25 protein-coding genes are annotated in these 26,616 nt (G+C 56.9%); 8 read left to right on the plus strand and 17 right to left on the minus strand.

Translation table 11 applies throughout. The annotated features are described in order from the left end of the window. Nucleotides 1-7 precede the first annotated feature (7 nt). From glgA to asd, 5 genes are all read right to left on the minus strand, one after another. Nucleotides 8-1,441 carry a glycogen synthase GlgA gene (gene glgA, locus ACOTXR_RS18950; RefSeq protein ID WP_058690280.1) on the minus strand — a complete coding sequence of 478 codons (1,434 nt, stop codon included), beginning with the start codon at nucleotides 1,439-1,441 and terminating at the stop codon, nucleotides 8-10. Next, nucleotides 1,441-2,736 (minus strand): glucose-1-phosphate adenylyltransferase, encoded by a 1,296-nt coding sequence (gene glgC / locus ACOTXR_RS18955; RefSeq protein ID WP_023337914.1) that lies wholly within the window; start codon nucleotides 2,734-2,736, stop codon nucleotides 1,441-1,443. Before glgC ends, glgA begins: the two co-directional genes overlap by 1 nt. A 17-nt stretch (nucleotides 2,737-2,753) precedes the next feature. Then, nucleotides 2,754-4,727 (minus strand): glycogen debranching protein GlgX, encoded by a 1,974-nt coding sequence (gene glgX / locus ACOTXR_RS18960; protein WP_058690281.1) that lies wholly within the window; start codon nucleotides 4,725-4,727, stop codon nucleotides 2,754-2,756. Next, nucleotides 4,724-6,910 carry a 1,4-alpha-glucan branching enzyme gene (glgB, locus tag ACOTXR_RS18965; protein ID WP_058690282.1) on the minus strand — a complete coding sequence of 729 codons (2,187 nt, stop codon included), beginning with the start codon at nucleotides 6,908-6,910 and terminating at the stop codon, nucleotides 4,724-4,726. The genes glgX and glgB overlap by 4 nt, the downstream gene beginning before the upstream one ends. Before the next feature lie 230 nt (nucleotides 6,911-7,140). Continuing rightward, nucleotides 7,141-8,244 (minus strand): aspartate-semialdehyde dehydrogenase, encoded by a 1,104-nt coding sequence (gene asd, locus ACOTXR_RS18970; protein WP_023331502.1) that lies wholly within the window; start codon nucleotides 8,242-8,244, stop codon nucleotides 7,141-7,143. A 177-nt stretch (nucleotides 8,245-8,421) separates the two neighbouring features. On the opposite strand from asd, the gene yhgN reads away from it, so the two are divergent. Continuing rightward, on the plus strand, nucleotides 8,422-9,015 hold the full coding sequence (gene yhgN / locus ACOTXR_RS18975) for an NAAT family transporter YhgN (RefSeq protein WP_003861574.1): 594 nt from the start codon (nucleotides 8,422-8,424) through the stop codon (nucleotides 9,013-9,015). A gap of 101 nt (nucleotides 9,016-9,116) precedes the next feature. Here yhgN and tusA read toward each other — a convergent pair whose 3' ends face one another. Next, a complete protein-coding gene (gene tusA, locus ACOTXR_RS18980; protein ID WP_014885560.1) occupies nucleotides 9,117-9,359 on the minus strand; it encodes a sulfurtransferase TusA in 243 nt (80 codons plus the stop codon). 167 nt (nucleotides 9,360-9,526) lie between these two features. Here tusA and ACOTXR_RS18985 point away from each other — a divergent pair, with 167 nt between their 5' ends. Both ACOTXR_RS18985 and ACOTXR_RS18990 read left to right on the plus strand, forming a co-directional pair. After that, the gene (locus ACOTXR_RS18985; RefSeq protein ID WP_014885561.1) at nucleotides 9,527-10,192 is read left to right on the plus strand and encodes a 7-cyano-7-deazaguanine/7-aminomethyl-7-deazaguanine transporter; all 666 of its coding nucleotides are present in this window, start codon (nucleotides 9,527-9,529) and stop codon (nucleotides 10,190-10,192) included. Between the two features lie 72 nt (nucleotides 10,193-10,264). Further along, on the plus strand, nucleotides 10,265-10,822 hold the full coding sequence (locus ACOTXR_RS18990; protein ID WP_058690283.1) for a DcrB family lipoprotein: 558 nt from the start codon (nucleotides 10,265-10,267) through the stop codon (nucleotides 10,820-10,822). Nucleotides 10,823-10,825: 3 nt separating this feature from the next. On the opposite strand, the gene ACOTXR_RS18995 is transcribed toward ACOTXR_RS18990, so the two are convergent. After that, the gene (locus ACOTXR_RS18995; protein WP_045135451.1) at nucleotides 10,826-12,043 is read right to left on the minus strand and encodes an MFS transporter; all 1,218 of its coding nucleotides are present in this window, start codon (nucleotides 12,041-12,043) and stop codon (nucleotides 10,826-10,828) included. 145 nt (nucleotides 12,044-12,188) lie between these two features. On the opposite strand from ACOTXR_RS18995, the gene ACOTXR_RS19000 reads away from it, so the two are divergent. Next, nucleotides 12,189-13,238, plus strand: a complete 1,050-nt coding sequence (locus tag ACOTXR_RS19000; protein ID WP_014885564.1) for an AI-2E family transporter — start codon at nucleotides 12,189-12,191, stop codon at nucleotides 13,236-13,238. Between the two features lie 100 nt (nucleotides 13,239-13,338). Beyond that, nucleotides 13,339-13,935, plus strand: coding sequence for a 4'-phosphopantetheinyl transferase AcpT (gene acpT, locus ACOTXR_RS19005; protein ID WP_045135449.1), 597 nt, complete (start codon nucleotides 13,339-13,341; stop codon nucleotides 13,933-13,935). Here the strand turns inward: acpT and arnF are convergent. The 8 genes from arnF to ACOTXR_RS19045 form a co-directional block, all read right to left on the minus strand. After that, nucleotides 13,892-14,296 carry a 4-amino-4-deoxy-L-arabinose-phosphoundecaprenol flippase subunit ArnF gene (gene arnF, locus ACOTXR_RS19010; protein WP_014885566.1) on the minus strand — a complete coding sequence of 135 codons (405 nt, stop codon included), beginning with the start codon at nucleotides 14,294-14,296 and terminating at the stop codon, nucleotides 13,892-13,894. The two genes, acpT and arnF, sit on opposite strands and share 44 nt — an antisense overlap. Continuing rightward, a complete protein-coding gene (gene arnE, locus ACOTXR_RS19015) occupies nucleotides 14,293-14,628 on the minus strand; it encodes a 4-amino-4-deoxy-L-arabinose-phosphoundecaprenol flippase subunit ArnE (RefSeq protein ID WP_014885567.1) in 336 nt (111 codons plus the stop codon). Before arnE ends, arnF begins: the two co-directional genes overlap by 4 nt. Beyond that, the gene (gene arnT / locus ACOTXR_RS19020; protein ID WP_045268720.1) at nucleotides 14,628-16,283 is read right to left on the minus strand and encodes a lipid IV(A) 4-amino-4-deoxy-L-arabinosyltransferase; all 1,656 of its coding nucleotides are present in this window, start codon (nucleotides 16,281-16,283) and stop codon (nucleotides 14,628-14,630) included. The genes arnE and arnT overlap by 1 nt, the downstream gene beginning before the upstream one ends. Continuing rightward, on the minus strand, nucleotides 16,280-17,182 hold the full coding sequence (gene arnD / locus ACOTXR_RS19025) for a 4-deoxy-4-formamido-L-arabinose-phosphoundecaprenol deformylase (RefSeq protein ID WP_014885569.1): 903 nt from the start codon (nucleotides 17,180-17,182) through the stop codon (nucleotides 16,280-16,282). Before arnD ends, arnT begins: the two co-directional genes overlap by 4 nt. After that, entirely contained in the window at nucleotides 17,179-19,161 is a 1,983-nt protein-coding gene (gene arnA, locus ACOTXR_RS19030; RefSeq protein WP_045268719.1) for a bifunctional UDP-4-amino-4-deoxy-L-arabinose formyltransferase/UDP-glucuronic acid oxidase ArnA, read from the minus strand. The genes arnD and arnA overlap by 4 nt, the downstream gene beginning before the upstream one ends. Beyond that, nucleotides 19,158-20,141, minus strand: a complete 984-nt coding sequence (gene arnC, locus ACOTXR_RS19035; RefSeq protein WP_045135446.1) for an undecaprenyl-phosphate 4-deoxy-4-formamido-L-arabinose transferase — start codon at nucleotides 20,139-20,141, stop codon at nucleotides 19,158-19,160. The genes arnA and arnC overlap by 4 nt, the downstream gene beginning before the upstream one ends. Before the next feature lies 1 nt (nucleotide 20,142). Then, nucleotides 20,143-21,282: a UDP-4-amino-4-deoxy-L-arabinose aminotransferase gene (gene arnB, locus ACOTXR_RS19040; RefSeq protein ID WP_058690285.1), complete on the minus strand. Its 1,140-nt coding sequence runs from the start codon at nucleotides 21,280-21,282 to the stop codon at nucleotides 20,143-20,145. A 323-nt stretch (nucleotides 21,283-21,605) separates the two neighbouring features. Continuing rightward, the gene (locus tag ACOTXR_RS19045; RefSeq protein WP_014885573.1) at nucleotides 21,606-22,112 is read right to left on the minus strand and encodes a phenolic acid decarboxylase; all 507 of its coding nucleotides are present in this window, start codon (nucleotides 22,110-22,112) and stop codon (nucleotides 21,606-21,608) included. A gap of 99 nt (nucleotides 22,113-22,211) precedes the next feature. Between ACOTXR_RS19045 and ACOTXR_RS19050 the strand changes: the two genes are divergently transcribed. After that, entirely contained in the window at nucleotides 22,212-23,093 is an 882-nt protein-coding gene (locus tag ACOTXR_RS19050) for a LysR family transcriptional regulator (protein ID WP_014885574.1), read from the plus strand. A gap of 32 nt (nucleotides 23,094-23,125) precedes the next feature. After that, nucleotides 23,126-23,920 (plus strand): SDR family NAD(P)-dependent oxidoreductase, encoded by a 795-nt coding sequence (locus ACOTXR_RS19055; protein WP_058690286.1) that lies wholly within the window; start codon nucleotides 23,126-23,128, stop codon nucleotides 23,918-23,920. Nucleotides 23,921-23,925: 5 nt separating this feature from the next. On the opposite strand, the gene ACOTXR_RS19060 is transcribed toward ACOTXR_RS19055, so the two are convergent. Then, nucleotides 23,926-24,372, minus strand: coding sequence for an NlpC/P60 family protein (locus ACOTXR_RS19060; protein ID WP_014885576.1), 447 nt, complete (start codon nucleotides 24,370-24,372; stop codon nucleotides 23,926-23,928). Between the two features lie 321 nt (nucleotides 24,373-24,693). Between ACOTXR_RS19060 and ACOTXR_RS19065 the strand changes: the two genes are divergently transcribed. Beyond that, entirely contained in the window at nucleotides 24,694-25,356 is a 663-nt protein-coding gene (locus tag ACOTXR_RS19065) for an HAD family hydrolase (RefSeq protein WP_072093626.1), read from the plus strand. 60 nt (nucleotides 25,357-25,416) lie between these two features. On the opposite strand, the gene ACOTXR_RS19070 is transcribed toward ACOTXR_RS19065, so the two are convergent. After that, the gene (locus ACOTXR_RS19070; protein WP_014885578.1) at nucleotides 25,417-26,442 is read right to left on the minus strand and encodes a TerC/Alx family metal homeostasis membrane protein; all 1,026 of its coding nucleotides are present in this window, start codon (nucleotides 26,440-26,442) and stop codon (nucleotides 25,417-25,419) included. Nucleotides 26,443-26,616: the final 174 nt, after the last annotated feature.

The following is a 26,616-nucleotide window of genomic DNA, read 5'->3' on the forward strand; positions in this document are numbered from 1 at the left end:
CGCCTCGTTACATCAAGCGTTGATAAAGATCGCGGTACGACTGCGCCGCAACGTGCCAGCTAAAGTCCATGGACATCGCCTGACGTTGTACGTAACGCCACAGCGACGGACGGGACCACAAGACGAAAGCACGCCGAATCGCCCGAAGCAGCGACCAGGCATTACTGTCTTCAAAAACAAACCCGCTGGCGATACCGTCCGCCAGGTTTTCCAGTGAGCTATCGGACACCGTATCCGCCAGCCCGCCCGTGCGGCGTACCAGCGGCAGGGTGCCGTATTTCAGGCCATAGAGCTGCGTCAGGCCGCAGGGCTCGAAGCGGCTTGGCACCAGAATGACGTCTGCGCCGCCCATAATGCGGTGCGAAAATGCCTCGTGGTAACCAATCTGCACGCCCACCTGCCCCGGGTGTTCCGCTGCCGCCGCGAGGAAACCTTCCTGCAGCACCGGGTCGCCTGCGCCGAGCAGCGCCAGCTGTCCGCCCTGCTCGAGCAAGCCGGGCAGCGCCTCCAGCACCAGGTCCAGCCCTTTCTGGCTGGTCAGGCGGCTCACCACCGCGAAGAGCGGCACTTTGTCGTTGACCTTCAGCCCCATTGCAATCTGCAGCTGGCGTTTGTTTTCCGCTTTGTCTTCCACGGAATCGCGACCATAGCGTGCCGCCAGCAAGAGATCGGTTTCCGGACTCCAGATCTGTTCATCCACGCCGTTCAGAATGCCCGACAGGCGGCCTTCCCGATGGCGCTGTTGCAGTAGCCCTTCCATGCCGTAGCCAAACTCCGGCTGGGTGATTTCTCGCGCATAGGTTGGGCTGACCGCCGTGATGTGATCGGCGTAGTACAGCCCCGCCTTCAGGAACGAAATCTGCCCCTTAAACTCCAGCCCGTGCATGTTAAAGAACGACCATGGCAGATCGATGTCATTCATATGATGCGCGTAGTACATCCCCTGATAGGCGAGGTTATGCACCGTAAAGACCGATTTTGCCGGTTGACCGCGCGCGGCGAGATACGCCGGAGCCAGCCCGGCATGCCAGTCGTGCGCGTGCACCACATCCGGACGCCAGAACGGATCCAGCCCCGTCGCCATTTCTGCCCCGACCCAGCCGAGCAGCGCAAAGCGCAGCACGTTGTCGGTATAGGCGAACAGGTTCGTATCATGATACGGGCTGCCCGGTCGGTCGTATAAGTGTGGCGCGTCGATCAGGTAAATCCCTACGCCATTGTAATGTCCAAACAGCAGGGTGATGCGTCCGGCAAACGTCTCACGGCGGGTCACAACCTTTGCATCAGGAATGCCGCGCCGGATATCCGGGAAGGCAGGCAGCAGGACTCGGGTATCCACGCCTCCGGCGATTTGTGCCGCCGGTAATGCACCAAGAACATCCGCCAGACCGCCCGTTTTTAACAACGGGAACATCTCAGAACATACGTGTAAAACCTGCATCATCGCTCCTGTTTGATCTGCAGCTTCCGCAACATTTCCCGTGTGACTAACACGATCCCCTCTTCCGAACGGTAGAAACGACGCGCGTCTTCTTCCGCGTTTTCACCGATGACCATCCCCTCAGGGATGACGCAGGCGCGGTCGATCACGCAACGACGCAGACGACACGAACGCCCTACCCAGACATCCGGCAATAAGACCGCCGAATCGATATTACAGAATGAATTTATCCGCACGCGCGGGAACAGCACGGACTGCACCACCACCGAACCGGAGATAATGCACCCGCCAGAGACCAGCGAGTTCAGCGTCATACCGTGGCTGCCGGAGCGGTCCTGCACGAATTTGGCCGGCGGCAAGGATTCCATGTGGGTACGAATCGGCCAGTTCTGGTCGTACATATCCAGCTCAGGCGTGACTGAGGCCAGATCGAGGTTCGCTTTCCAGTACGCTTCCAGCGTGCCCACATCGCGCCAGTAAGGCTCGGCATTCGGGTCTGACTGCACGCAGGACAGCGGGAAAGGATGTGCATACGCCATGCCAGCTTTGGTGATTTTCGGGATGATGTCTTTACCGAAGTCGTGGCTGGAGTTTTCGTCTTTGTCGTCGTCTTCCAGCAGCTCATAAAGATAATCTGCATCAAAGACATAGATCCCCATGCTGGCGAGGGATTTGGTGTCATCGCCCGGCATGGTTGGCGGGTTCGCCGGTTTTTCGACGAAGTCGATGATTTTATCGTCGGCGTCCACGTGCATCACGCCAAACGCCGTCGCCTCGGCAACGGGCACCGGCAGACACGCCACGGTGCAGCGCGCCCCTTTTTCGACGTGGTCGATGAGCATGTGGGAGTAATCTTGCTTGTAGATGTGATCCCCGGCGAGGATCACAATGTATTCCGCGTTATAGCGACGAATGATGTCGAGGTTCTGCGTCACCGCATCCGCCGTCCCGCGATACCAGTTCTCGCCGTGAACACGTTGCTGAGCAGGAAGGAGATCGACAAACTCGTTCATCTCTTCACTGAAGAATGACCAGCCGCGCTGAATATGCTGAACCAGCGTGTGCGACTGATATTGCGTAATGACGCCAATACGGCGAATGCCTGAGTTCAGGCAGTTGGAGAGCGCAAAGTCGATGATGCGGAACTTACCACCAAAGTGAACGGCCGGCTTGGCGCGCTTGATGGTCAAATCTTTCAGACGGGTACCACGCCCGCCCGCAAGTATCAGGGCAACCGTTTTTAATGGTAGCTGGCGTGCCAACATTAAGGGATCGTTCTTCTCTAATCTAACCATGACTAACTCCTTTTTTATCATCTTTGGAATACGCACACTCCGTGCGCAGGCCCGTGCCAGACAGCCATTACTACCGGATTATCCGCTCCGGCAAAGGGGGGAACAGCGCGCCATTCCCCGTCAGGTAAAACAATCTCTGCGACGTCATCCGTCGCGTTCAGCGTCACCAGCCACTTATCCGACAGCAGGATTTGCAGACAGGTGATGCCGTGTTGCCACTCTTGCGCACTCAACGGTTGCGCGTCTTTATTCAGCCAGCGAACGTTGCCGTCGCCCTCTTCCCACCAGCGATCGGCGTTGAGCGCGGGGATCTGCTGGCGAAGGTGGATCAGCGCTGCGGTGAAATGGGTCAGTCCACTGTTCGCCTCACCCCAGTCGAGCCAGGTCAGGGTATTGTCCTGGCAATAGGCGTTATTGTTGCCGTGCTGACTGTGGCCGTGCTCATCGCCCGCCAGCAGCATCGGCGTGCCCTGCGATAACAAAAGCGTCGTCAGCAGCGCATGAACGCTGGCGCGACGCCGCTCAATCACGTCCAGGCTCCCGCCTAATCCTTCTATACCATGATTAAAGCTATGGTTATTGTTAGTCCCATCGCGATTCTCTTCGCCGTTCGCTTCATTGTGTTTCTGATTGAAACAAACGCAGTCGCGCAGCGTAAAACCGTCGTGCGCCGTCACCAGATTAATGGTGGCCGACGGCCGTTTGCCGTCGCGCCTGAAGAGATCGCTGGAGGCGGCAAAGCGCCCGGCGAACTCCCCCAGTGACAGATCGCGCGCCAGCCAGAAGCGGCGCATGGCATCGCGATAATGGTCGTTCCACTCGGCAAACAGCGGCGGGAAATTCCCCACCTGATAGCCACCCTCACCGATGTCCCACGGCTCGGCGATCAGTTTCACCTGCGAGAGCACCGGGCAATTTTTGATGGCCTCAAACAGCGGAGCCTGCTGGCTGAATGCCGGCGTGCGTCCCATAACGGGCGCCAGGTCGAAACGAAAACCGTCGACGTGGAACGTCTCAACCCAGTATTTCAGGCATTCATAAGCAAAATGCGTGACCGCCGGATGGCTGAGGTTGAGGGTGTTACCGCAGCCGGTCCAGTTCTCGTAATCGCCATCCTCTCTGATCCAATAATAGCTACGGTTATCAATTCCGCGCATGGAGAGCGTCGGGCCGTCGAGATCGCTTTCAGCGCTATGGTTCAGCACCACGTCCAGAATGACCTCAATGCCCGCCGCGTGCAGCGCCTTCACCGCATCACGAAACTCGTCCCGCGCCGTCTCCGGATGGGCGGCGTAGCGGGGTTCAAGGGCAAACATCGCCAGCGGGTTGTAGCCCCAGTAGTTGCTCAGCCCCAGCCGCTGCAGACGGGGTTCATTGGCGAAATGGGCGACGGGGAGCAGTTCCAGCGCGGTGATACCGAGGTGTTTCAGATAGGCAATCATCGTCGGATGGCCGAGTGCCTGATAGGTGCCGCGCATCGCGTTGGGGATCGACGGGTGCAGCCAGGTCAGCCCTTTGACATGCGCTTCATAAATCACGGTGTTGCCCCACGGCGTGCGCGGCGGAGCATCGTCTTCCCAGTCGTAGAGGTCGTTCACCACCACGCTTTTGGGCACGACCGGCGCGCTGTCGCGGTGGTCGGGCTCACCGTAGCCGACGTGAAACAGCGGGTCGTCTTTAAACTCGCCATCGACGCGGTGCGCGCACGGGTCAATCAACAGCTTCGCCGGGTTAAACCAGTGCCCCTGAGCCGGTTGCCACGGACCGTGTACGCGAAAACCGTAATGCATCCCCGGACGCCCACCGGACAGGTACCCGTGCCAGATATCCCCTGTGCGAGACGGTAAATCGTAACGGTGCTCGTTACCTTCCCCGTCAAACACACAAAGTTCCACCCGCTCCGCGTGAGCGGAAAAGAGCGTGAAGTTCACGCCCTTACCGTCAAAACGCGCGCCGAGCGGTTCGGGATGACCTGCCGTAAGCTGCGTCATTCACCCTCCCGCATCAGCCAGATAGTGCCAAGCGGCGGCAGCGTCAGGCTCAGGGAGTTTGGCCGCCCGTGGCTTTCGATGGCGTCGCTCTGCACCAGCCCGCCGTTACCGGCGTTGCTGCCGTGGTAGTGCATGGAATCGGTATTCAGAATTTCGCGCCATTTCCCCGGCTGGTTAATGCCAAAGCGGTAGTGTTCGCGCGGTACCGGCGTGAAGTTACTGGCGACGATGATTTCGTTGCCGGCTTTATCACGACGCACAAAGACAAATACCGAACGCTCATGGTCGTCCACTACCAGCCACTCGAAGCCGTAGGGGTCGAAATCCAGCTCGTGGAGGGCTTTGTGATGGCGATAGGTCAGGTTCAGGTCACGCACCAGACGCTGCACGCCGTGGTGCCAGTTGTCGCCGCCTTCCAGCAAATGCCAGTCGAGACTGGAGTCGTGGTTCCACTCGCGCCCCTGGGCAAATTCATTGCCCATAAACAGCAGTTTTTTACCCGGGAAGGCAAACATCCAGCCGTAGTAGGCGCGCAGGTTGGCAAACTTCTGCCACGCATCGCCCGGCATACGGTCGAGAATGGATTTTTTGCCGTGCACCACTTCATCGTGCGACAGCGGCAGCATGAAGTTTTCGGTGTAGTTATAGAGCAAGCCGAAGGTGAGCTTGTCGTGATGGTACTGACGGTACACCGGGTCGAGCTTCATGTAGTCGAGCGTGTCGTGCATCCAGCCCAGGTTCCACTTATACCAGAACCCCAGACCGCCTGATGACGGGGGTCGGGAGACGCCTGCAAAGTCCGTCGACTCCTCCGCCATGGTAACCGCACCCTCGACCTGCTCACCGATAATACGGTTAGTGCTGCGCAGGAATTCAATCGCTTCCAGGTTTTCGCGGCCGCCATACTCGTTCGGGATCCACTCGCCCTCTTTGCGGCTGTAGTCGCGGTAGATCATTGACGCCACCGCATCCACGCGCAGGGCATCAATGCCGAAGCGCTCAATCCAGTACAGGGCATTGCCGACCAGATAGTTCGCGACTTCACGACGACCATAGTTGTAGATCAGCGTGTTCCAGTCCTGGTGATAGCCTTCGCGCGGGTCGCTGTGCTCGTACAGTTTTGTGCCGTCAAACTCTGCCAGCGCAAAGTCATCAGAAGGGAAATGACCAGGCACCCAGTCGAGGATCACGTTCATCCCGGCGGCGTGCGCGGCATTAATGAAATAGCGGAAGTCATCGCGCGTGCCGAAGCGGCGTGTTGGGGCATACAGCCCGGTTGGCTGGTAGCCCCAGCTGCCGTCGAACGGATGCTCGTTAACCGGCAGCAGTTCGAGGTGGGTAAAGCCCATCCATTTAGCGTACGGCACCAGCTGGTCGGCGAGTTCCCGGTAGCTCAGCCAGAAGTTGTTATCGGTGTGGCGGCGCCAGGAGCCGAGATGCACTTCATAGACGGAGATCGGCGCATCAAAGCGGTTGGCCTGTTTACGCTCTTCCGTCTGGACCACCTTCTCCGGCAGGCCGCAAATCAGCGACGCCGTGTCCGGACGCATCTGCGCCTCGAAAGCATACGGGTCGGCTTTAATGCGCAGCTTGCCGTGAGCATCGATCATTTCGAATTTGTAGAGCTGGCCGTTATGCGCCCCCGGGATAAACAGCTCCCAGATGCCCGTCTCCCGGCGCAGACGCATCGGATGGCGACGACCGTCCCAGTAGTTGAACTGCCCGACAACGGAGACGCGCTGGGCGTTAGGCGCCCACACCGCAAAACGCGTGCCGGTGATGCCGTCCATGGTATCCGCATGAGCACCCAGCGTTTCATAAGGGCGCAGATGCGTACCTTCAGACAGCAGCCAGGCGTCCATCTCTTTTAAGAGCGGACCGAAGCTGTAAGGATCATCAATCAGGTTTTGCTGGCCGTGCCAGATAACGGCGAGTTGATAACGAAAGGGGTTTTTACGACGGGGCATGATGCCCGAGAAGAAGCCACGCGAGTCGAGGCATTCAAGATTGGCCACCTTGCGGCCGGTTTTGGGCTCAATGACCCACACTTCGGTCGCATCCGGTAACAACGCCCGAACTTCCAGCCCGGCCTCTGTACGGTGCATCCCCAGCACGGAAAAGGGGTCGGCAAAATGACCCGCAATAAGCGCATTAATCACGTCTCTATCCACACGATCGGACATGGTATTCATCCTGTTTTTTATGTCGTCCTTTTTTAGCGCCTGGGACGACTTTAATGTGACCTGACGGGTATCCACTCAGTCCCGTCCTAACCTCAGGTAAGAAATGACTCTTCCTTAAAGCATAGCCAACGCTCTACATGACTCCTGATAAAAAATAAGACATACGCGTGTTACTCCATGTAGTACGCAAAAAAAGGGGGTGAAAATCACCCCCGGTCATTAACAAATTATTACGCCAGCTGGCGTAGCATGCGGCGCAGCGGTTCGGCGGCGCCCCACAGGAGCTGGTCACCGACGGTGAACGCGGAGAGGTACTCCGGCCCCATGTTCAGCTTACGCAGACGGCCAACCGGCGTGGTCAGCGTGCCGGTGACGGCAGCCGGGGTCAGCTCACGCATGGTGATATCGCGATCGTTTGGTACCACTTTCGCCCACGGGTTGTGCGCGGCCAGCAGCTCTTCCACGGTCGGAATAGACACATCTTTTTTCAGTTTAATGGTGAAGGCCTGGCTGTGGCAGCGCAGTGCGCCGATACGCACGCACAGACCGTCAACCGGAATGGTGTTCGCGGTATTGAGGATTTTGTTGGTCTCAGCCTGACCTTTCCACTCTTCGCGGGTCTGGCCGTTATCCAGCTGTTTGTCGATCCACGGGATCAGGCCACCGGCCAGCGGTACGCCAAAGTTATCCACCGGCAGCGCGCCGCTGCGGGTCAGATCGGTGACTTTACGCTCGATATCGAGGATCGCGGATGCCGGGTTTGCCAGCTCGGTTGCGACGCTGTGGTGCAGCTGGCCCATCTGGGTCAGCAGCTCGCGCATATGACGCGCGCCGCCGCCGGACGCGGCCTGGTAGGTCGCCACGGAAACCCATTCAACCAGATCCTGCGCAAACAGGCCGCCAAGGGACATCAGCATCAGGCTGACGGTGCAGTTACCACCGACAAAGGTTTTCACACCGTTGTTCAGGCCATCGGTGATCACGCCCTGGTTAACCGGGTCGAGAATAATGATGGCATCGTCTTTCATGCGCAGCGAAGAGGCCGCGTCAATCCAGTAGCCCTGCCAGCCGCTTTCACGCAGCTTTGGATAGATTTCGTTGGTATAATCGCCGCCCTGGCAGGTCACAATAATATCAAGTGCCTTCAACGCTTCCAGATCGTAAGCATCCTGCAACGTGCCTGTGGTACCACCAAAGGACGGTGCAGCCTGGCCGAGCTGGGAAGTGGAGAAGAAGACCGGGCGGATAGCGTCGAAATCGCGCTCTTCAACCATGCGTTGCATGAGTACAGAGCCGACCATACCGCGCCAGCCGATGAAACCAACGTTTTTCATAGCATTTTTTTCCTGCTGAGGGTGTGTGCTGATTGTGCAAGCCAGTATTGAACTGGGATATGCTTCACATTACAAAATGCTGCCAAAGTCGCAAGCGAAATTAATCGATGATTGCCCGGCAATCAGAAATACAGCTAATTATCATAATAACCATAGAGATGTTCAGGGATAATTTACATGAGTGAAATCATTTCCGCAGCGGTTTTATTGATCCTGATAATGGATCCACTGGGCAACCTGCCTATCTTCATGTCGGTGCTGAAGCACACTGAGCCGAAGCGCCGCCGGGCGATCATGATCCGCGAGCTGCTCATCGCCCTGCTGGTGATGTTTATCTTCCTGTTTGCGGGAGAAAAGATCCTCGCCTTCCTGAACCTGCGCGCAGAAACGGTCTCCATTTCCGGCGGGATTATTCTGTTCCTGATTGCCATTAAGATGATTTTCCCGAGCGCCGAAGGGAGCAGCAGCGGCCTGCCCGCGGGCGAAGAGCCGTTTATCGTACCGCTGGCGATTCCCCTCGTCGCCGGGCCGACCATTCTGGCCACCCTGATGCTGCTGTCACATCAGTATCCGAATCAAATGAGCCACCTGGTGATTGCCCTGCTTATCGCCTGGGGCGGGACATTTATCATCCTGCTGCAATCGTCGCTGTTCCTGCGCCTGCTGGGGGAGAAAGGGGTTAACGCGCTGGAGCGCCTGATGGGGCTGATTCTGGTGATGATGGCGACGCAGATGTTCCTGGACGGGATCCGCGCGTGGATGAAAGGCTAGGTAAAAGCAAAATGGCCACGCAGTGGCCATTTTTAGTGTTTGCCCCCTCTCCCCGTGGGAGAGGGCCGGGGTGAGGGCATCAGACCGCAGCGGCGGACCACCTACCCCTTACGAATCAAATACCGGTACGGCAGCGCTTCTGTCTGCTGCGCCACAAGCTCATGCTCCATAAAGGTACAAAACCCGGGAATATCGCGGGTCGTGGCCGGGTCGTCGGCAATAATCAGCAGCGTTTCACCGGGCTGCATGTTACGCACGGTCTTGCGTACCATCATTACCGGCTCCGGGCAGCGAAGGCCCTGAGCATCAAGGGTATGGTCTGGGCTGGAAAACAGGTCGGTCATGGTCTTCTCGGTCTGGTAAAAACGGCTGTAGTTTACGCCCGGTGGCGGACAATGCAAACCAGGTTAACGATTGCGCAAAAATCAACCATTGCAATGTCCAGCCAAAGCAGTATCATGCTGCGGTTTTTATTGGGTTCCCTCACCCCAACGTATAAAAAGGTCACAATATGACGCAGTTCTCTGAATCACAGCGCGTTAAAGCGTTGTTCTGGCTTTCGCTTTTTCATTTACTGGTGATCACGTCCAGTAACTATCTGGTGCAGCTCCCCATCTCCATCTTTGGTTTTCATACCACCTGGGGCGCGTTCAGTTTTCCGTTTATTTTCCTCGCCACGGATTTGACCGTGCGTATTTTTGGCGCACCGCTGGCCCGCCGCATTATTTTTGCGGTCATGCTTCCGGCGCTGTTCATCTCATACGTGGTGTCGTCCCTGTTTTATATGGGAAGCTGGCAGGGCGTTGAGGCGCTGACGCACTTCAACCTGTTTGTCGCCCGTATCGCCGCGGCAAGCTTTATGGCCTACGCGCTGGGGCAGATCCTTGACGTGCACGTGTTTAACCGTCTGCGCCAGAACCATCGCTGGTGGATGGCGCCTACCGCCTCGACGCTATTCGGTAACGTGAGCGATACGCTGGCCTTCTTCTTCATCGCTTTCTGGCGCAGCCCGGATGCCTTTATGGCCGAGCACTGGATGGAAATTGCGCTGGTGGACTACTGCTTCAAGGTCCTCATCAGCATTGTCTTCTTCCTGCCAATGTACGGCGTGCTGCTGAATATGCTGCTGAAAAGGCTGGCAGATAAATCTGAAATCACGGCATTGCAGGCTGGTTAAGGGTTCGCTTTATCAGTTGTGATAAGATGGACGAATGAGCCGTTATGGCCGTTTATCGAAAGGAAGAAGTCAATGCGCAATCTGGTTAAATATGTCGGGATTGGCCTGCTGGTTGTGGGTCTTGCAGCCTGTGATAACAGCGACACGAAAACGCCTGCTCAGGGCGCATCCGCAGAGAGCAACGCGACCGGCCAGCCGGTGAATCTGATGGATGGCAAACTCAGTTTCTCTCTGCCAGCCGATATGACTGACCAGAGCGGCAAGCTGGGTACCCAGGCGAACAACATGCACGTTTACTCCGACGCAACCGGTCAGAAAGCGGTCATTGTGATTGTGGGCGACGATACCAGCGAAGACCTGGCCGTCCTGTCTAAACGTCTGGAAGATCAGCAGCGCGGCCGCGATCCGCAGCTGCAGGTGGTGACCAATAAATCCATCGAGCTGAAAGGCCACACGCTGCAACAGCTGGACAGCATCATCTCTGCCAAAGGCCAGACCGCTTACTCTTCTGTGGTGCTGGGCAAGATGGATAACAAACTGCTGACCCTGCAGATCACCCTGCCAGCGGAAGATCAGCAGAAAGCGCAGACGGCGGCTGAAAACATCATTAACACCATCGTGATCCAGTAACCTTCACGATGATGACGTGGCCTCCGGTGCTTGCACCGGGGGCCATTTTTTTAGCCGCCACGTCAGTAACAAGGCAATTATCACCAGACCCGCTGCGGCAAGATAAATCACCGGTACCCCTGCCCAGGCCATCACCAGCCCCGCCAGCGGCCCGGTAATGCCTAACGACATATCCATAAATACCGTATAGGTCGCCAGCGCCGCGCCCTGGTTCTGCTGCGGCACCGCTTTCACCGCCACCACGCCCAGCGCCGGGAAGACCAGCGAGAAACCGGCCCCCGCAAGGAAGACACCCATTTTCGCCATCCAGGGTGCACTGGCGATACCGGTCAACAGCAGCCCGACTATCTCGACCGCAAAGCAGATCATCGCCACATTCAGCCCACCCAGACGGTTGATGCCGTTCGGGAAAAGCAGGCGCGCGCCAACAAACGCCACGCTAAAGAGGGTTAACGCAAAGGCCGCGCCCTCCCAGCCTTTGGCGTCATAGAACAGGGTAATGAAGGTCGCAATGACGCCGAAGCCGGTCGTCGCCAGGGCCAGTGCCATACCGTACGGCCATACGCGGCCCAGCACAGCCCGAAACGGCAGTGGCTTGCCCTTGCTGGCCTTTACTTTCGGGCGCGGCAGGGCAAACAGAATCGCCAGAAGCGCGACCACCATAATGGTGATGGCGAGTCCATAGAGCCCGCCAAAGGCATAACAGGCCACGCCGAGCGGTGCACCGAGCGCCATCGCGCCGTAGGTAACAATTCCGTTCCAGGAGATCACCCGGCCAATGTGTGATGCGCCGACAACGCCCACGCCCCATAGCGTGGAGCCGGTTCCCGCCAGACTTTGCCCAATACCGAGGATGACGCGGCCCAGGCAGAGGAGCGTCAGACTGACCAGCGGCCAGGCGCTGGTTGTGGCCGCCAGCAGGTAGCTCAGGCCACTGAGGAAACAGCCGCACAACCCCACCACGACGATGCTTTTTGGTCCGAACATGTCCGCGTAGCGCCCGGCATGCGGCCGGCTTAACAGCGTGGCGAAATACTGCAGGCTAATCACCAGCCCCGCCCAGAATGCGCTAAACCCCATTACGTCATGGACATAGCCCGGCAAGACCGCCAGCGGCAGACCAATGGTCAGATAACTGGCAAAGTTGAAAATGACGACGGAAACAATACGCAGATTGAGGCGCAATCCGCTCAGCGCCGGTTCAGCGGCAGGTTCGGGCATGGAGTTAGACCTGAATTTTTTGCAACAGTGTTTCACTATTACCACGACGCCATCAGAAAATCAGCCCCGACTTTCAGATTATCGGTGCCAGACGAAGCGGAAGCCAGGCACTACACTTAATGCGTCATCTTACTAAGGAACGCGCATGATCTCCCCCCAGCCCGATAAAGCAGGACTCCACATTTTATTAAAACTCGCCTGTCTGGTGGTTATCCTCGCGGGTATTCATGCTGCCGCTGACATTATCGTCCAGCTTCTGCTGGCACTCTTTTTTGCCATTGTTCTCAATCCGCTGGTGACCTGGTTTTTACGCCGGGGCGTTAGCCGCCCGGTGGCCATCACTATTGTGGTGATTGTAATGCTGATTGGCCTGACGGCACTCTTCGGCGTACTGGCCGCATCGCTGAGCGAATTCTCCACCATGCTGCCGCAGTACAATAAAGAGCTGACGCGCAAAATCATCGCCCTGCAGGAGATGATGCCCTTTCTTAACCTGCATATCTCGCCAGAACGGATGCTGCGCAGGATGGATTCAGAGAAAGTCATGACCTACGCCACCACGCTGATGACCGGTCTTTCCGGCGCGATGGCCAGCATTTTGCTGCTGGTCATGACGGTGGTGTTCATGCTGTTCGAAGTCCGTCATGTGCCCTACAAGCTGCGTTTTGCATTAAATAACCCGCAAATCCATATTGCCGGTTTACACCGCGCGCTGAAGGGCGTGTCCAAATATCTGGCGCTGAAAACGCTATTGAGCGTATGGACCGGGATCATTGTCTGGCTGGGGCTGATGCTGATGGGCGTCCAGTTCGCCCTGATGTGGGGGGTGCTGGCATTTCTGCTGAACTACGTTCCCAACATTGGCGCCGTACTCTCCGCCGTGCCGCCGATGATTCAGGCGTTTCTGTTTAATGGATTTTATGAATGTATGCTGGTCGGCGCGCTGTTCCTCGTTGTGCATATGGTGCTGGGGAATATTCTAGAGCCGCGCATGATGGGGCACCGGCTGGGCATGTCGACGCTGGTGGTATTTTTATCCTTACTGATTTGGGGATGGCTGCTGGGCCCGGTTGGGATGCTGCTGTCGGTTCCGCTGACCAGCGTATGTAAAATCTGGATGGAGACCACCAAAGGGGGCAGCAAGCTGGCGATCCTGCTGGGGCCGGGACGACCCAAAAGCCGGTTGCCGGGCTAAGCCGCTGGTCGGGTTAGCCATTATCGGGGACAATAGATTATAGTAATGGTTTCGCCGCGCAACTTTGCGACTCTCTGTTTGACTGAAGGCCAGACGTTATATGTACCAGGTTTTTCTGGGAAAAATCTCCTCGCTGAGCACCAACCGCTGGGCTGAAGCGCTCTCCCGACACGCGCCCGAAGGCGCCCATCGCGCGCGCTGGCTCGCTGGACGCGGGTTGCTTTCGCGTCTGTTGGCGCCGACGCCACTCCCGGAGATTATCCACAACGAACAGGGGAAACCCCTTTTTGCCGGCGACTATCCGCTGTGGTTCAGCCTTAGCCACTCGGGAGATGAGATTGCGTTAATTATCAGTGACGAAGGTGACGTGGGCTGTTCCCTGGAACGTATTCGCCCGCAGGATAACTGGCGCACGCTCGCCAATGCCGTCTTCAGCGGCGCCGAGCATGAAGAGCTGGAGAAGGAAACGCCAGAGCGCCAGCTTACGGCATTCTGGCGTATCTGGACGCGAAAGGAAGCGATCGTTAAACAGTGCGGCGGTCACGCCTGGCAAATGGTTAGCATTGACAGTACCGCCAGCGCGTTTCATTCAGTCAGCCACTGCCGCATAGACTCGCTGAGCCTTGCGGTCTGTACCGCAACACCCTTCGAACTCAGCGCCGGCCTGATCCATTCTGCTGACGACGTGCTGGCCTAAAAATCGTTAATACACCCAGCATAATAAACCCGACGCCCACCAGCCCGTGCCAGGAGAAGTGTTCCCCCCAGCCGGGCAGGACGATTGCCGCGGCCCACACCAGAATATAACTGAGGCTCAGCAAGGCATATGCTTTGCTGAGCGCCATGCGATGCAGCGCCAGATACCAGCAGCCCATAGAGGCCACATACCCCATCAACCCCAGCAGCAGCGCGCCCGTGCCGGATGAGAAGTGCCACAGCGCGGAGATAAGCGCCAGAACATCGCTGACCGGCGGCAGTGCCTGCATGGCATCGCGCAGCAACAGCTGTGCGGCGCTGACTAACAGCACGCTGCATAACGCCCAGAACGCGCCTTTCACAGGCTTCCTCCCAGCACGATAATCCCAATGATGATAAACCCGACCCCCAGCCAGTGGTGCGCAGCAACGTGTTCGCGCCAGAATACTTTTGCCGCCAGCGTTACCCAGACAAAGTTGAGGCTCAGCATAGGATAGGCGACGCCAACGGGCAGGCGTTGCAGCACCACCAGCCAGACCAGCATTCCGCTACCCAGCGCCAGCCCTGCCAGACCCAGCCACAACATAATGTGCGCGCCGCGCCGCCCGGCTTTCGCCGGACGGGTGGCCTGTTTCTGGCATAACTGCCCCGCGCAGCTGAGCAAGCTTGCCAGTACCAGCCAGGTCCAGGTCATCACTTCGGCAGATACTCCAGCAAGGCAAACCGTCCCTGGATATAGAGATTGTCCGGCTGCGGTAAATTCGCCCGTGAGATATCGTCACGTTTTGACAGCAGAACCACCAGCGACACACGCCCCTGCTGACGATGCGTCGCCAGCCACTGCGCGAAGTCATCTTTGTCGACGTAACGATCTTTCACATCGGGATAATCCAGCCCGTAACGCAGTTCGCCGCTCTGACCAAACAGCGTAATGTCATTACGCTTCAGCTCCCACGCCAGACCCGCGGCCACGCCAACGTTATTGGCCAGCACAAATCGGCTTTCCTGAAGCGGCTCGCGCACGGTATCGACCAGCGACTGCGGCTGTTTGGAATCCACCACCAGGTTAGGAATGGCAAAACCAATCAGCAATGCCAGGCCTGCAGGACACAAGGCTGCCAGCCACCAGCGCTGCTGACTCTGTCTGAACGTAAACCAGCCCACCGCGGCCCAGAGGAGGAACGCCACCACTGCACAGAACACTTTGTACAGTTCGACCGGCGTCCAGACCGGATGCTTAGCCAGCCCCCATGGCGAGACCACCAGCGCCGCAATCACGCCGATCACCCCAAACGCCAGGTTAATCCCACCGTTAATGCGCAACGCTCTCGCACCTTTTTCCGCCGCGAGGCAGGCATAGCGCGCCATCAGGATAGCCAGCGGGGCAAAACAGGGCAGGATGTAGGTCGGCAGTTTGCCTTTGGCGATGCTGAAGAACAGCAGCGGCATCACCACCCAGCCCAGCAGATAGAATCCTCCCCCCGCGCTTTGTCTGTCATTCCAGCCGAGACGACACGCGCCCGGCAACAGTGCCAGCCACGGCAGACTGCCCGCGAGCAGGAACGGCAGGTAATACCAGAACGGGGCTTTATGCTGGGCGTCGCTCTGGGCAAAACGCTGAATATGTTCAACCCAGAAGAAGTAACGCCAGAAATCAGGCTCCCGATGCGCAATCGCCAGCGCCCACGGCAGGACAATCAGCACGCAGCTCAGGATCGCGAGCCAGCCAAAAATCAGCACCTCTTTCCAGCGCTTCTGGACGATCACCCACGGCAGCACGCCAATCACCGGAACGGCCAGCGCCAGGAAGCCTTTGGTCATCACCCCCATCCCGCAGGCCAGCCCAAGCAGCACATAGCCACCCGCTTTTCCGGCCACGGTTTGGGCCTGCGAGGCCAGCCAGAAGCTGCACATCGCCGCCACCAGCCACAGGGTGATGATAGGATCTAGCACCGCATACGTGCCGATACCGTACACCAGGAACAGGGTCAGGAAGATAAGGCCGGAGAAAATGGCTACTCGCTTATCCCGCCAGAGACGCCAGGCCATCCAGATCACCAGCAGCGCCGTTAACCCGGTGGAGAATATCGCCCCGGCGCGTACGGCAAAGTTGGTGTGCCCGAACAGCAACTGCCCGAGACTGTTGATCCAGTAGCCAGCAATCGGTTTTTCAAAGTAACGCAGCCCCAGAAAATGCGGGACGATCCAGTCACCCGATGCCAGCATTTCGCGGCTGATTTCCGCATAGCGCGTTTCGTCAGGCTGCCACAGCAGGCGGACATCGACAGGAATGAGGTAGTAAACGATAAACAGTGCGAGAAGCGCTAAGCCATAACGGGCTGTTTTCATGGGACCGGACTCACGGTGTGTTGATGGCCAAGCCAGCCTTCCCGGCCAGCCAGTTCATTACGGACAATTTTTCCCACAGGCAGGGTGCTGAGGTCGTCGGGCAGCAGCTCGCTCAACGGGCAGAATTCAATGCCCTCCTGAGCGGCCAGGGTCAGCAACGCATCGAAATCATGCTGATACGCAATCCCCTCTACTTCTGCATGAATGGTATACACCGGCGTACCCGTATCGCGATGCATACGGTCCAGAATATAACGATTAAATTCTTCCGCCTTCACCTCGCGTCCGACCACTTCATCCCAGGTGGGAAGCGTGACCGGAATTTGCACCGTACCGTAGTGATTTTCGCCTAACAGCGGCAAAAACGGCCCGGTTCCACGGCAATCGCTGTTGTAGCGAAACGCAAAGGCTTCTTTGGCCTTTACGACCCGTTGATCCGCACGCCATCCTGCCACGGCGGAACAGCGCACGGGCTGACCGGTGATGGCCTCCAGCTCCAGCATTCCACGCTCAATTTCACGGGAGAGACGCGGGATATCCCAGACGCCTGCCCACGCCTGCCAGGCGTGGTGATCCCAGGCATGCAGGCCGACCTCATGCTGCTGCGCCGCCTCAAGGATAACCGCTTCGTTACCCGCGCCGATGCGTCTACCGGGCCAGGCGGTGCCGGCCAGCAGAATATCCCAGCCGTAGAGAGATGCTGCGCGTGAGCGCAGCATTTTGAACAGAAATGCCGGTTTAATCAGACGCCATAAATGGCGTCCCATGTTGTCAGGCCCCACGCTGAAGAAGATGCTGGCACGCACACCGTGCTTGCTCAGCAGTTCCAGCAGCCTGGGGACGCCGTCACGCGTTCCCCTGAAGGTGTCGACATCAATGCGTAAACCGACTTTTTTCATGAGACCTGTTCCGACAGCTCCACGGTGCGCAGGAAGAAATCGAGCGTCTCGTCAATGGTTTGCTCCATCTTCACCGTCGGTGTCCAGTTCAGGCAGCGCTTCGCATTGCGAATGCTCGGCTTACGATGCTCAACGTCCTGGTAGCCTTTACCGTAGTAGCTGCTGCTTTCCACTTCACGGAAACCGGCAAACGGTGGGAATTTATCGCGCAGCGGATGGCGCTCAAAGCTGGCCAGCAGCATCTCAGCCAGTTCGCGAATGCTCGCTTCGTTGTCAGGGTTCCCGATGTTGATGATTTGACCGTTGCAGCGGTTATCTTTGTTTTCGATGATGCGGAACAGCGCTTCGATACCGTCGCTGATATCCGTGAAGCAGCGTTTCTGTTTGCCGCCTTCAATAAGCTTAATCGGTGAGCCTTCCACCAGGTTCAGGATCAGCTGGGTGATCGCACGGGAGCTACCGATACGCGCCGCGTTCAGGTTATCCAGACGCGGGCCCATCCAGTTGAACGGACGGAACAGGGTAAAGCGCAGCCCCTCTTTCTCACCGTAGGCCCAAATCACGCGGTCCAGCAGCTGTTTGGAGACAGAGTAGATCCAGCGCTGTTTGTTGATCGGCCCGACCACCAGGTTAGAGGTGTCTTCGTCGAAGTTTTTGTCGGTACACATGCCGTACACTTCAGAGGTGGACGGGAAGATGATGCGCTTGTCGTATTTCACGCAGTCGCGAATGATCTTCAGGTTCTCCTCGAAGTCCAGCTCGAACACGCGCAGCGGGTTACGGGTGTACTCGATAGGCGTGGCGATGGCGACCAGCGGCAGCACCACGTCACATTTTTTAATGTGGTATTCAATCCACTCGGAATGGATGCTGATATCCCCTTCCACGAAATGGAAGCGTGGGTTGTCGAGGAAACGACTGATCGCATCCGCGCCAATATCCAGGCCATAGATTTCGTAGTTATCGTCTTTGAGCAGGCGTTCAGTCAGATGGTTACCGATAAAGCCGTTTACGCCGAGGATCAGCACGCGGGTACGGCGTTTAACGGCAACCACCGGGGCGCTTGTGATCAGCGCCCCGGCGACCAGACCCAGAGACTGGGCCAGCTGCGTGCCCTGCACGTAAAGACCGCTGTCGGTTTGCCCGGTAATAATCTCCAGCGCCTGCTCGCCGCAGCTCACAATCAGCGGGGAGACGGAGACAACGGTGCCCGGTTTTGCCGCCGGGATGTCGTCGCGCACGCGGGATTTCCAGACGATAAATTTGCTCACGCCCGCAAAGCTGTATGCCCCCGGCCACGGGTCGGTCACGGCGCGCACCAGGTTGTGCAGCTGGCGGGCGGGTTGGTTCCAGTCCAGGCGGCCATCCTCCGGCGTGCGGCGACCAAAGGTACTTGCTTTGCTCTCATCCTGCGCGGTCTCGCTGAAGGTGCCGTTCAGGATAGCTGGCAGCGCGTCGCGCAGCAGGCTTTGTGCCACGGTGCAAAGTTTCTGGTGCAGCTTCAGCGCCGTTTCATCCGCATCGATTGCCACGCGGTGCTGGGCAATGATGGCCCCCGCATCCGCACGGTGGACCATCCGGTGCAGGGTCACGCCCGTTTCCGTTTCGCCGTTCACCAGCACCCAGTTCAGCGGCGCGCGCCCACGGTAGGCTGGCAGCAGTGAGCCGTGAAGGTTAAATGCTCCTTTTGCGGCCAGGCCGAGGATCTCGTCGCAGATCAGGTTGCGATAGTAAAACGAGAAGAGGACATCAGGGGCAAGCGCGCGGATGCGCTCCACCCACAGCGGATGGTTCACGTCGTCCGGGGCATAAACCGGAATCCCCCGCTCGGCGGCGATGCGCGCCACTGAGCTGAAAAAGTGATTTTCGCCCGCCGTGTCCGGATGGGTAAAGATTGCCGCTATGTCATAGCCCGCTTCCAGCAGGGCCAGCGTGCCCGTGCACCCCATATCGTGATAGGCAAATACAACAGCTTTCATGGGTGGATTTCCTCTTGAGATGCTTTGTGTTCCTGACGGACAACACGTTGAATAAAGTAGCGCGGACGTGCGCGGACATCGTTATAAATTCGGCCAATGTATTCACCGAGCAGGCCCATGCCGACAAACTGGGCACCGATGAACATAAACAGCACGGCAAAAAGCATGAAGACCCCTTCCGCCGCCCACTGCGGGCCAAAGACCAGCCGCAGCACCACCAGCAGGACGGAGAGCGCGAACCCCGCCAGCGCGATGATGCTGCCGAAAACGCTCAGCAGACGCAGCGGCGTGGTGGTCAGGCAGGTGATGAGGTCGTACATCAGGTTGATGAGACGCATAAAGCTGTACTTTGATTCCCCGTGCTCGCGCTCGGCGTGCAGAACCGGAATTTCCGTTGCCTTACGGGCAAAGGTATTCGCCAGAATCGGAATAAACGTGCTGCGCTCGTGGCAATGCAGCATGGCGTCGACAATATGACGGCGGTAGGCGCGCAGCATGCAGCCGTAATCGCCCATCGCTTTACCGGTCGTACGCTGGATAAGACGGTTGATCGTGCGTGAGGCCAGCTTGCGGAACAGGCTGTCCTGACGGTTCTGACGCACCGTGCCGACCACGTCATAGCCTTCATCGGCTTTCGCCACCAGGCGTGGGATCTCCTCCGGCGGGTTTTGCAGATCCGCGTCCAGAGTGATGATCAGATCGCCCGTAACGTGGCTAAATCCGGCCATGATCGCCGAGTGCTGGCCGTAGTTACGGTTCAGCAGCACGGCAACAATATGGCTGCCTTCAGCCTGGGCAGCATCGGTCAGCATCATTGCGGAGTCATCGCTACTGCCATCGTCCACCAGCAAAATTTCATACGCTTTGCCCAGCGTCTCGCAGGCGGCCGTCGTGCGGCGAATCAGTTCAGGCAGGCTCTCCTGTTCGTTATAAACAGGAATGACGACGGAAACTTTTTGTACGGGTGGTGCACTGAACATATCAATGTCCTGCAAGCTGATGGAGCGCGGTAATGACGCGGGTTGTGTCGTCATGAGTCATGTCCGGAAAAAGAGGGAGAGAACAAATACGCGCGCTATTCCATTCCGAATTCGGGAGCGATACATCAGGAAAACGCTCGCGGTAGTATTTTTGAGTGTGCGCCGCGCGGAAGTGCAGGCCGGTACCAATGCCCTTCTCCTTCAGCGCCGCCATCAGGTTATCGCGTGAAATCCCACAGCGGGCTTCATCAACGCGAATAATAAACAGGTGCCAGGCGTGAACGTGCGGCCATGCCGGGATGGTCAGCGGCTGGAACGGCGTATCGGCCAGCTCCCGCAGATAGCGTTGCGCGATTTCCTCACGGCGTTTGTTGGCCTCTTTTAATTTGCCCAACTGCACCAGCGCCAGCGCGGCGTTAATATCCGCCAGGTTGTATTTATAGCCCGGCGAGATCACTTCAGCCTGCGGTGCACGACCGTGCGTCTGGCGGTCATAGGCATCCACCCCCAGGCCGTGGAATTTCAGACTGCGGATCCGCGCAGCAAGCTGAGCGTTATCCGTGACAACTAAACCGCCTTCTGCAGAGGTCATATTTTTAATGGCGTGGAAGGAAAAAATCGCCGTCCCTTTCCAGCCCACATGGCGGTTCTTGTAATAGGTTCCGGCGGCATGGGCAGCATCTTCAATAACGGGAATACCGTGACGTTCGCCAATGGCATGAATCGCGTCGATGTCACACGGTGCGCCAGCATAATGGACGGGGATAATGGCTTTAGTACGCGAGGTTATCGCCGCTTCAACGGCGTCAGGCGTCACCATCAACGTGTCGTTGTCCACATCAATCATCACCGGTGTGGCACCCAGCAACACGATCATATTTAGCGTGGAAACCCAGGTCTGGGAGGGGGTGATCACTTCATCGCCGGGGCCAATATTCAGCGCCATCAGCGTGACATGCATGCCCGCGGTGGCAGAACAGACGGCAATCGCATGCTGATTGCCCGTCAGATGACAAAATGCCTCTTCAAGCTCCTGATTTTTAGGCCCCGTGGTGATCCAGCCCGACATCAAAACGTCCTGAACCGCCGCCATTTCTTCGGCACCCATTGAGGGTCGCGAAAAGGGCAGAAAATCACTCATTATTAATTTCCTTGCAATAAAAATGGCACGTTTTTGATATTAACCAAATGCCGGTCCGTTTATTTCAACGAACCATAAACTCATATCAAAATAGCTTTCATTTCTTAGGGAAAAATTAAGACAACGTTTATAACGTTATAGAACTACTAGCAGACACTTTAAAAACAATAAGTTAAATTAATATTAAATATTTTTTATTGTGACCTTCACAACGTTTTGCCAGGAAATGATTTAAACCAAACATCAACAAACAAAAAAAATCCCGGCCATTTCAAAATAATATGAAATAGCCGGGAACTTTTCTTTTTAGTTAATTGTCGCGCTTATTTTAAGTTTTCTGGAAAGTTTTCAGGTAACTCGCTGGCCGCACAGGCAATCACGCTGTCATCATTTGGACCACAGTCGCGCACAAAGGTGATTGTCGCGAATTCATCAATCACTTCTGTGGGATATGCCGGACCGGCATCGCGATAGCTATTCATCAGCGGAATATGATCGTTCTGGAAACAGACGGTTTTTTCCGGATTGTTCATTACCCAGCGCGGGAAGAAGATGGTGCCGTGGAACAGGTTGTCGCCCAGGTTAACAATCAGGCTCACGTCAGTACCGGTTGGCTCTGTCCAGGAGATTTTATAGATGCTCTCCCCGACGCGAACGATATACGCCTGCTGATCTTTTACCCAACGGTTTCCGACCAGGCCGCTGTGAATACGGTAGTCGAGGGTGTTTTCATTTTTGACGTAAATCTCGTAGTTCCAGCCGTTATCGTAGGTATAAACCAGATGTTTGCCAACGAAGCCGCTTAAGTCATGCTTGTCGAAGTTGCTCATGATGTGTCTCCTTTGTTTTGATGAACGTATCGTACCCCTTCAAAAAATGAATGAATAACGCTATGTTTGAATCAAATTAATTCAAAAATTAGATATGTCATGCATAAAACAACTCTTGAACAGTGGTCACTCCTGGAAAAAGTGGTCGAGGCCGGGAGTTTTGCCAAAGCGGCAGAACAGACACACCGCAGCCAGTCTTCCGTCAGTTACAACCTCTCTTTACTCCAGGAGCGCCTGGGCATTGCGCTGCTGGTGGTGGAAGGGAGACGGGCAGTCCTCACGCCCGCAGGAGAATTATTGCTGAATCAGGTAAAACCGCTGCTGAAAGCGTTCTCTTATGTTGAGACGCGCGCCGCGACGCTGCATAGCGGCATGCGCACCCGAGTCGATCTGATCGTAGACAGTATTTTTCCCCGCCGCAGGCTGTTCGCGATTTTAAGACAATTCCAGCAACGGTATCCGCAAACCCAGGTGCGCCTTACCGAGGTGCTGGAAAATAGCCGCGCGGACACGATAAACGACGAAGCGGACGTAATGGTCCTGACCCGCCGCCAGGACATTACCGGGCTTGGCGAGTGGCTGATGAATATCGACTTTGTCGCCGTGGCGCATTACCAGCATCCGCTCTTTTGTCTTGATGCACCGCTTAATGATGAGATGCTGCGCCCGTGGCCGCTTATCCAGATTGCGGACAGCCAGAACGCCGCGCGGGCTGCCGGCGAGTCGTGGACGTTCTCCACCATTGATGCTGCCATAGAGGCGGTTGTCTCTCAGGTCGGCTACGGCTGGCTGCCAGAGGAACGCATCCAGCCCCTGCTGGAGCAAGGCTTACTGAAAATCCTTCCGCTGAACCACGGTGTCCGCCGGGCCACGCCGCTGCATTTGATCGTGAAACGTACCCTCGCCCCGCTGGATGAGCAGGTTGAAACCCTGCTGCGCCTTTTTAGCCAGGAGCCGTCATCACCACCTGCTACGCTTTAAGGTCCGAACGCTAAAACGATAAGGAGCAGAAGATGAAAATCGACTTTGCGGGGAAAGTGGCGCTGGTGACTGCCTCAACCGGCGGTATCGGGTTCGCCATTGCCAGAGGCCTGGCGGAAAGCGGCGCGGAAGTGATCGTGAATGGCCGCAGCATCGACTCGGTGAACAAGGGTATTCAGCAGTTACAGCAGGTTGTACCCGGCGTACAGGTGCGTGCCGCCATTGCCGATCTCAGTACGGCAGAAGGGGTGGAGTCGCTGCTGAAGGTCGCAAGTGATGTCGATATTCTGGTGAACAACGCCGGAATTTACGGCCCGCAGGACTTCTATAGCATCGACGATGAAACCTGGGAGCGTTACTGGCAGACCAACGTGATGTCCGGCGTGCGTCTTTCCCGCGCTCTGCTGCCAGGCATGGTGAAAAAAGGCTGGGGACGGGTGGTGTTTATCTCTTCCGAATCGGCATGCAATATTCCGGCGGATATGATCCACTACGGGGTGACCAAAACGGCACAGCTCTCGCTCGCGCGCGGGCTGGCGAAGTTCGTGGCGGGAAGCGGCGTGACGGTGAACAGCGTACTGCCGGGGCCCACCCTGTCGGACGGTTTCGCTGAAATGATGAAAGATGAAATCGAGAAAACCGGGAAATCGCTGGAGCAGCTGGCGAAAGAATTTGTCATGGCCAACCGCCCCAGCTCGGTTATCCAGCGTGCGGCCACGGTAGAAGAGGTGGCCAATATGGTGATTTATGTCTGTTCGCCTCAGGCCTCCGCCACCTCGGGCGCAGCGTTGCGCGTTGACGGTGGCGTGGTGGATGACATCATCTGATCCCGTTACGCCGCACTGCCCGTCACGCGGCGGGCCGTGATGTAATGTGCTTGCCAGTAGTCATCGGTCAGGGTTGACACCGTCACCCCCTGGCTGCTGGAGGCGTGAATAAACCGGTTGTCACCGATGTAGACACCGACATGCTTTCGGTTTGGCCCCGTCTGGAAGAAGACCAGGTCGCCGGCCTTAAGACGGTACTGCGCCACCTGCACGCCGCGATGGATTTGCTCGCTGGTCGTGCGCGGCAAATTAAGATTCGCCGCATCGCTGAACAGGTGCTGCATCAGTGCAGAGCAATCCACGCCGCGGTGGCTCGTGCCGCCCCACTGATACTGGGTTCCCTTCCACTTCTGGTATTGATCGAGAATGCGCGAGCGCAGCGGGCCCGTTTCCTGATGAAACAGCGCCGATTTCGCGGGTGATTCCGCAAACGCAGAATTCATCGAGATCATCGATGCAGGCAGTTGAAAACTCATTGCAGAAAACGAAGCAAAACTGAGTGTGAGGATTGAAATAAGCGATCTTAACGTCATATCAAAAATTGTGGCTTAGAGTGAATTTTTCCTTACGCGTGGGGGCCAAAGTTCCCCCGAAATATCTTTCGATGTGGCGATAATATAGACAGTTCATTTTTTCACCAACGACTATCGAGGCCAAAAATGGACTCACTTTTAGACCGCAAGATCGTGAAAAAAAGAGTGGTGATGTAAGGACTGTTCAGATAAAGCAGGTAAACTGATCCGCAGAATGTGTATTTCAGCTAAGACGTATTTATGACCAATATGATTGCCGACGAGACGGTGGCTAAATCCAGCGTGCTCTCTGTCTTTGATTTTGATGGGACACTAACGCACCACGATAGCTTTATCCCTTTCCTGCGTTTTGCCTTTGGGAAACGCTACTTCGCAGGCCGCCTGGTGCGCATGGCGTTACCTACGCTGCACTGCGTTCGCCGCAAGCTGACCCGGGATGAGCTCAAGGAAGTGCTGATCAAAACATTCCTGACGGGAGTGGATGAGCACTGGCTGCGCCAGCAGGCGGAAGCATTTTGCGAAAAATACTGGAACAAGCTGATGCGCCCCGAAGGGGTTCTGGCCGTGGCGGCGGAGGTGAATTCCGGTGCGGAGGTGACGATCTGTTCTGCCTCTCCGGCGCTGGTGCTTCAGCCCTGGGCGGATAAGCTCGGTATTAAGCTGATTGGCACCCAGCTGGAAGTGAAAGACGGCAAGCTGACAGGACGCATCACCGGCAATAACTGCCGCTGTGCCCAGAAAGTCGCAAGACTGGAAAAAGTGTATGGCGATCTGAAGGCCTATCACCTGCGCGCCTGGGGAGATACCCGCGGCGACCACGAGCTGCTGGCCGCGGCGCAGGATCCTCACTGGCGGCATTTCCACCACCCGCGCAAGCGCCGGAATTCGCCGATTAAGGGTTAGGTGCGGTCTGGTGCCCTCACCCCAGCCCTCTCCCACGGGGAGAGGGAGAAAGGCAAAGCATCAGGCCTCACGTTTCCCAGGGAACATCACGCTCGCAATAATCCCCAGCGCCAGCACGCCTAAGACCACAAACAGGCTCGCCGTCGCGCCAATGCTGTACCCGTGATGCCAGAAGTGATCGGTGGCATTTAACCCCAGCTTGAACGCCACGAAGAACAGCAGCAACACCACGGCTTTCTCAAGGTGGACCAGATACTGCTTCAACGCTTCCAGCACAAAGTAGAGGGTACGCAGGCCGAGAATGGCGAACATCATGGCGCTATAGATAATCAGCGGCTCGCGGCTCACGGCAATAATGGCCGGTACGGAGTCAAATGCGAACATCACGTCAGAAAGTTCCACCACTGCCACGCAAAGCAGCAGCGGCGTCGCGTAGCGTTTCGCCTTCTTCACGCGCCCGACCATGACGTCCTGGTTTTCCGGCTTTTCAAGCTCCGCATCCACCTCTTTCTGGGTCAGGATAAAGGCATTGCTGCTGATTTTCGGCCAGACCGGATAGAAGCGCTTCACCAGGCGGTACGCGAGATGGCCGGAGTAATCTTCCACTTCGTCACTCTCTTCATTGCGTTTGAGCATCATCACCGCCGTCCAGCCGACAACCAGCGCAAAAATGACCTCCACGTACGGCCCCAGGCTCAGCAGGCTGGTTCCGATCGCCACGAAAATACCGCGGAAAACAATCGCCCCCAGCACACCCCAGTAGAGCACGCGGTGACGGTACTTATCCGGCACGCCGAACCAGGCGAAAATCGCCATCATCACAAAAAGGTTATCGACGGAAAGCACCTCTTCCAGCGCATAGCCGGTGAGGAACAGGCTCGCCATCTCTGCACCGTGGTGGACATACAGGAACCCGGCGAACGCCATCGCCATCATGACCCAGAAGATGGACCACATCGCCGCGCTTTTCAGCGAGACAGGTTTATCGTGACGGTGCATAAAGAGGTCGATAAACATCGCCCCAACGGCCATCACCACAAAGACAACAACGGTTTCCGTCGGGAAACCGAGATGAGCAGCTGACATACACAACCCTTTTTTGGATACAAAACACCATGCAGACAATAAAAAGCGCGAGCCCGTTAAGGGCACAGCACGCAAAAAAAATAAATATTAACTGTTCTTTTCGGCTGTGTAGAGACATTAAAGTTGTATCCTTTAACCTGAAAAAGACTTTAAAGTTGTAAAGTTTTAAAAAAA

The organism is Enterobacter cloacae complex sp. IR53030 (genome assembly GCF_049238365.1).
GTDB lineage: Bacteria > Pseudomonadota > Gammaproteobacteria > Enterobacterales > Enterobacteriaceae > Enterobacter > Enterobacter kobei.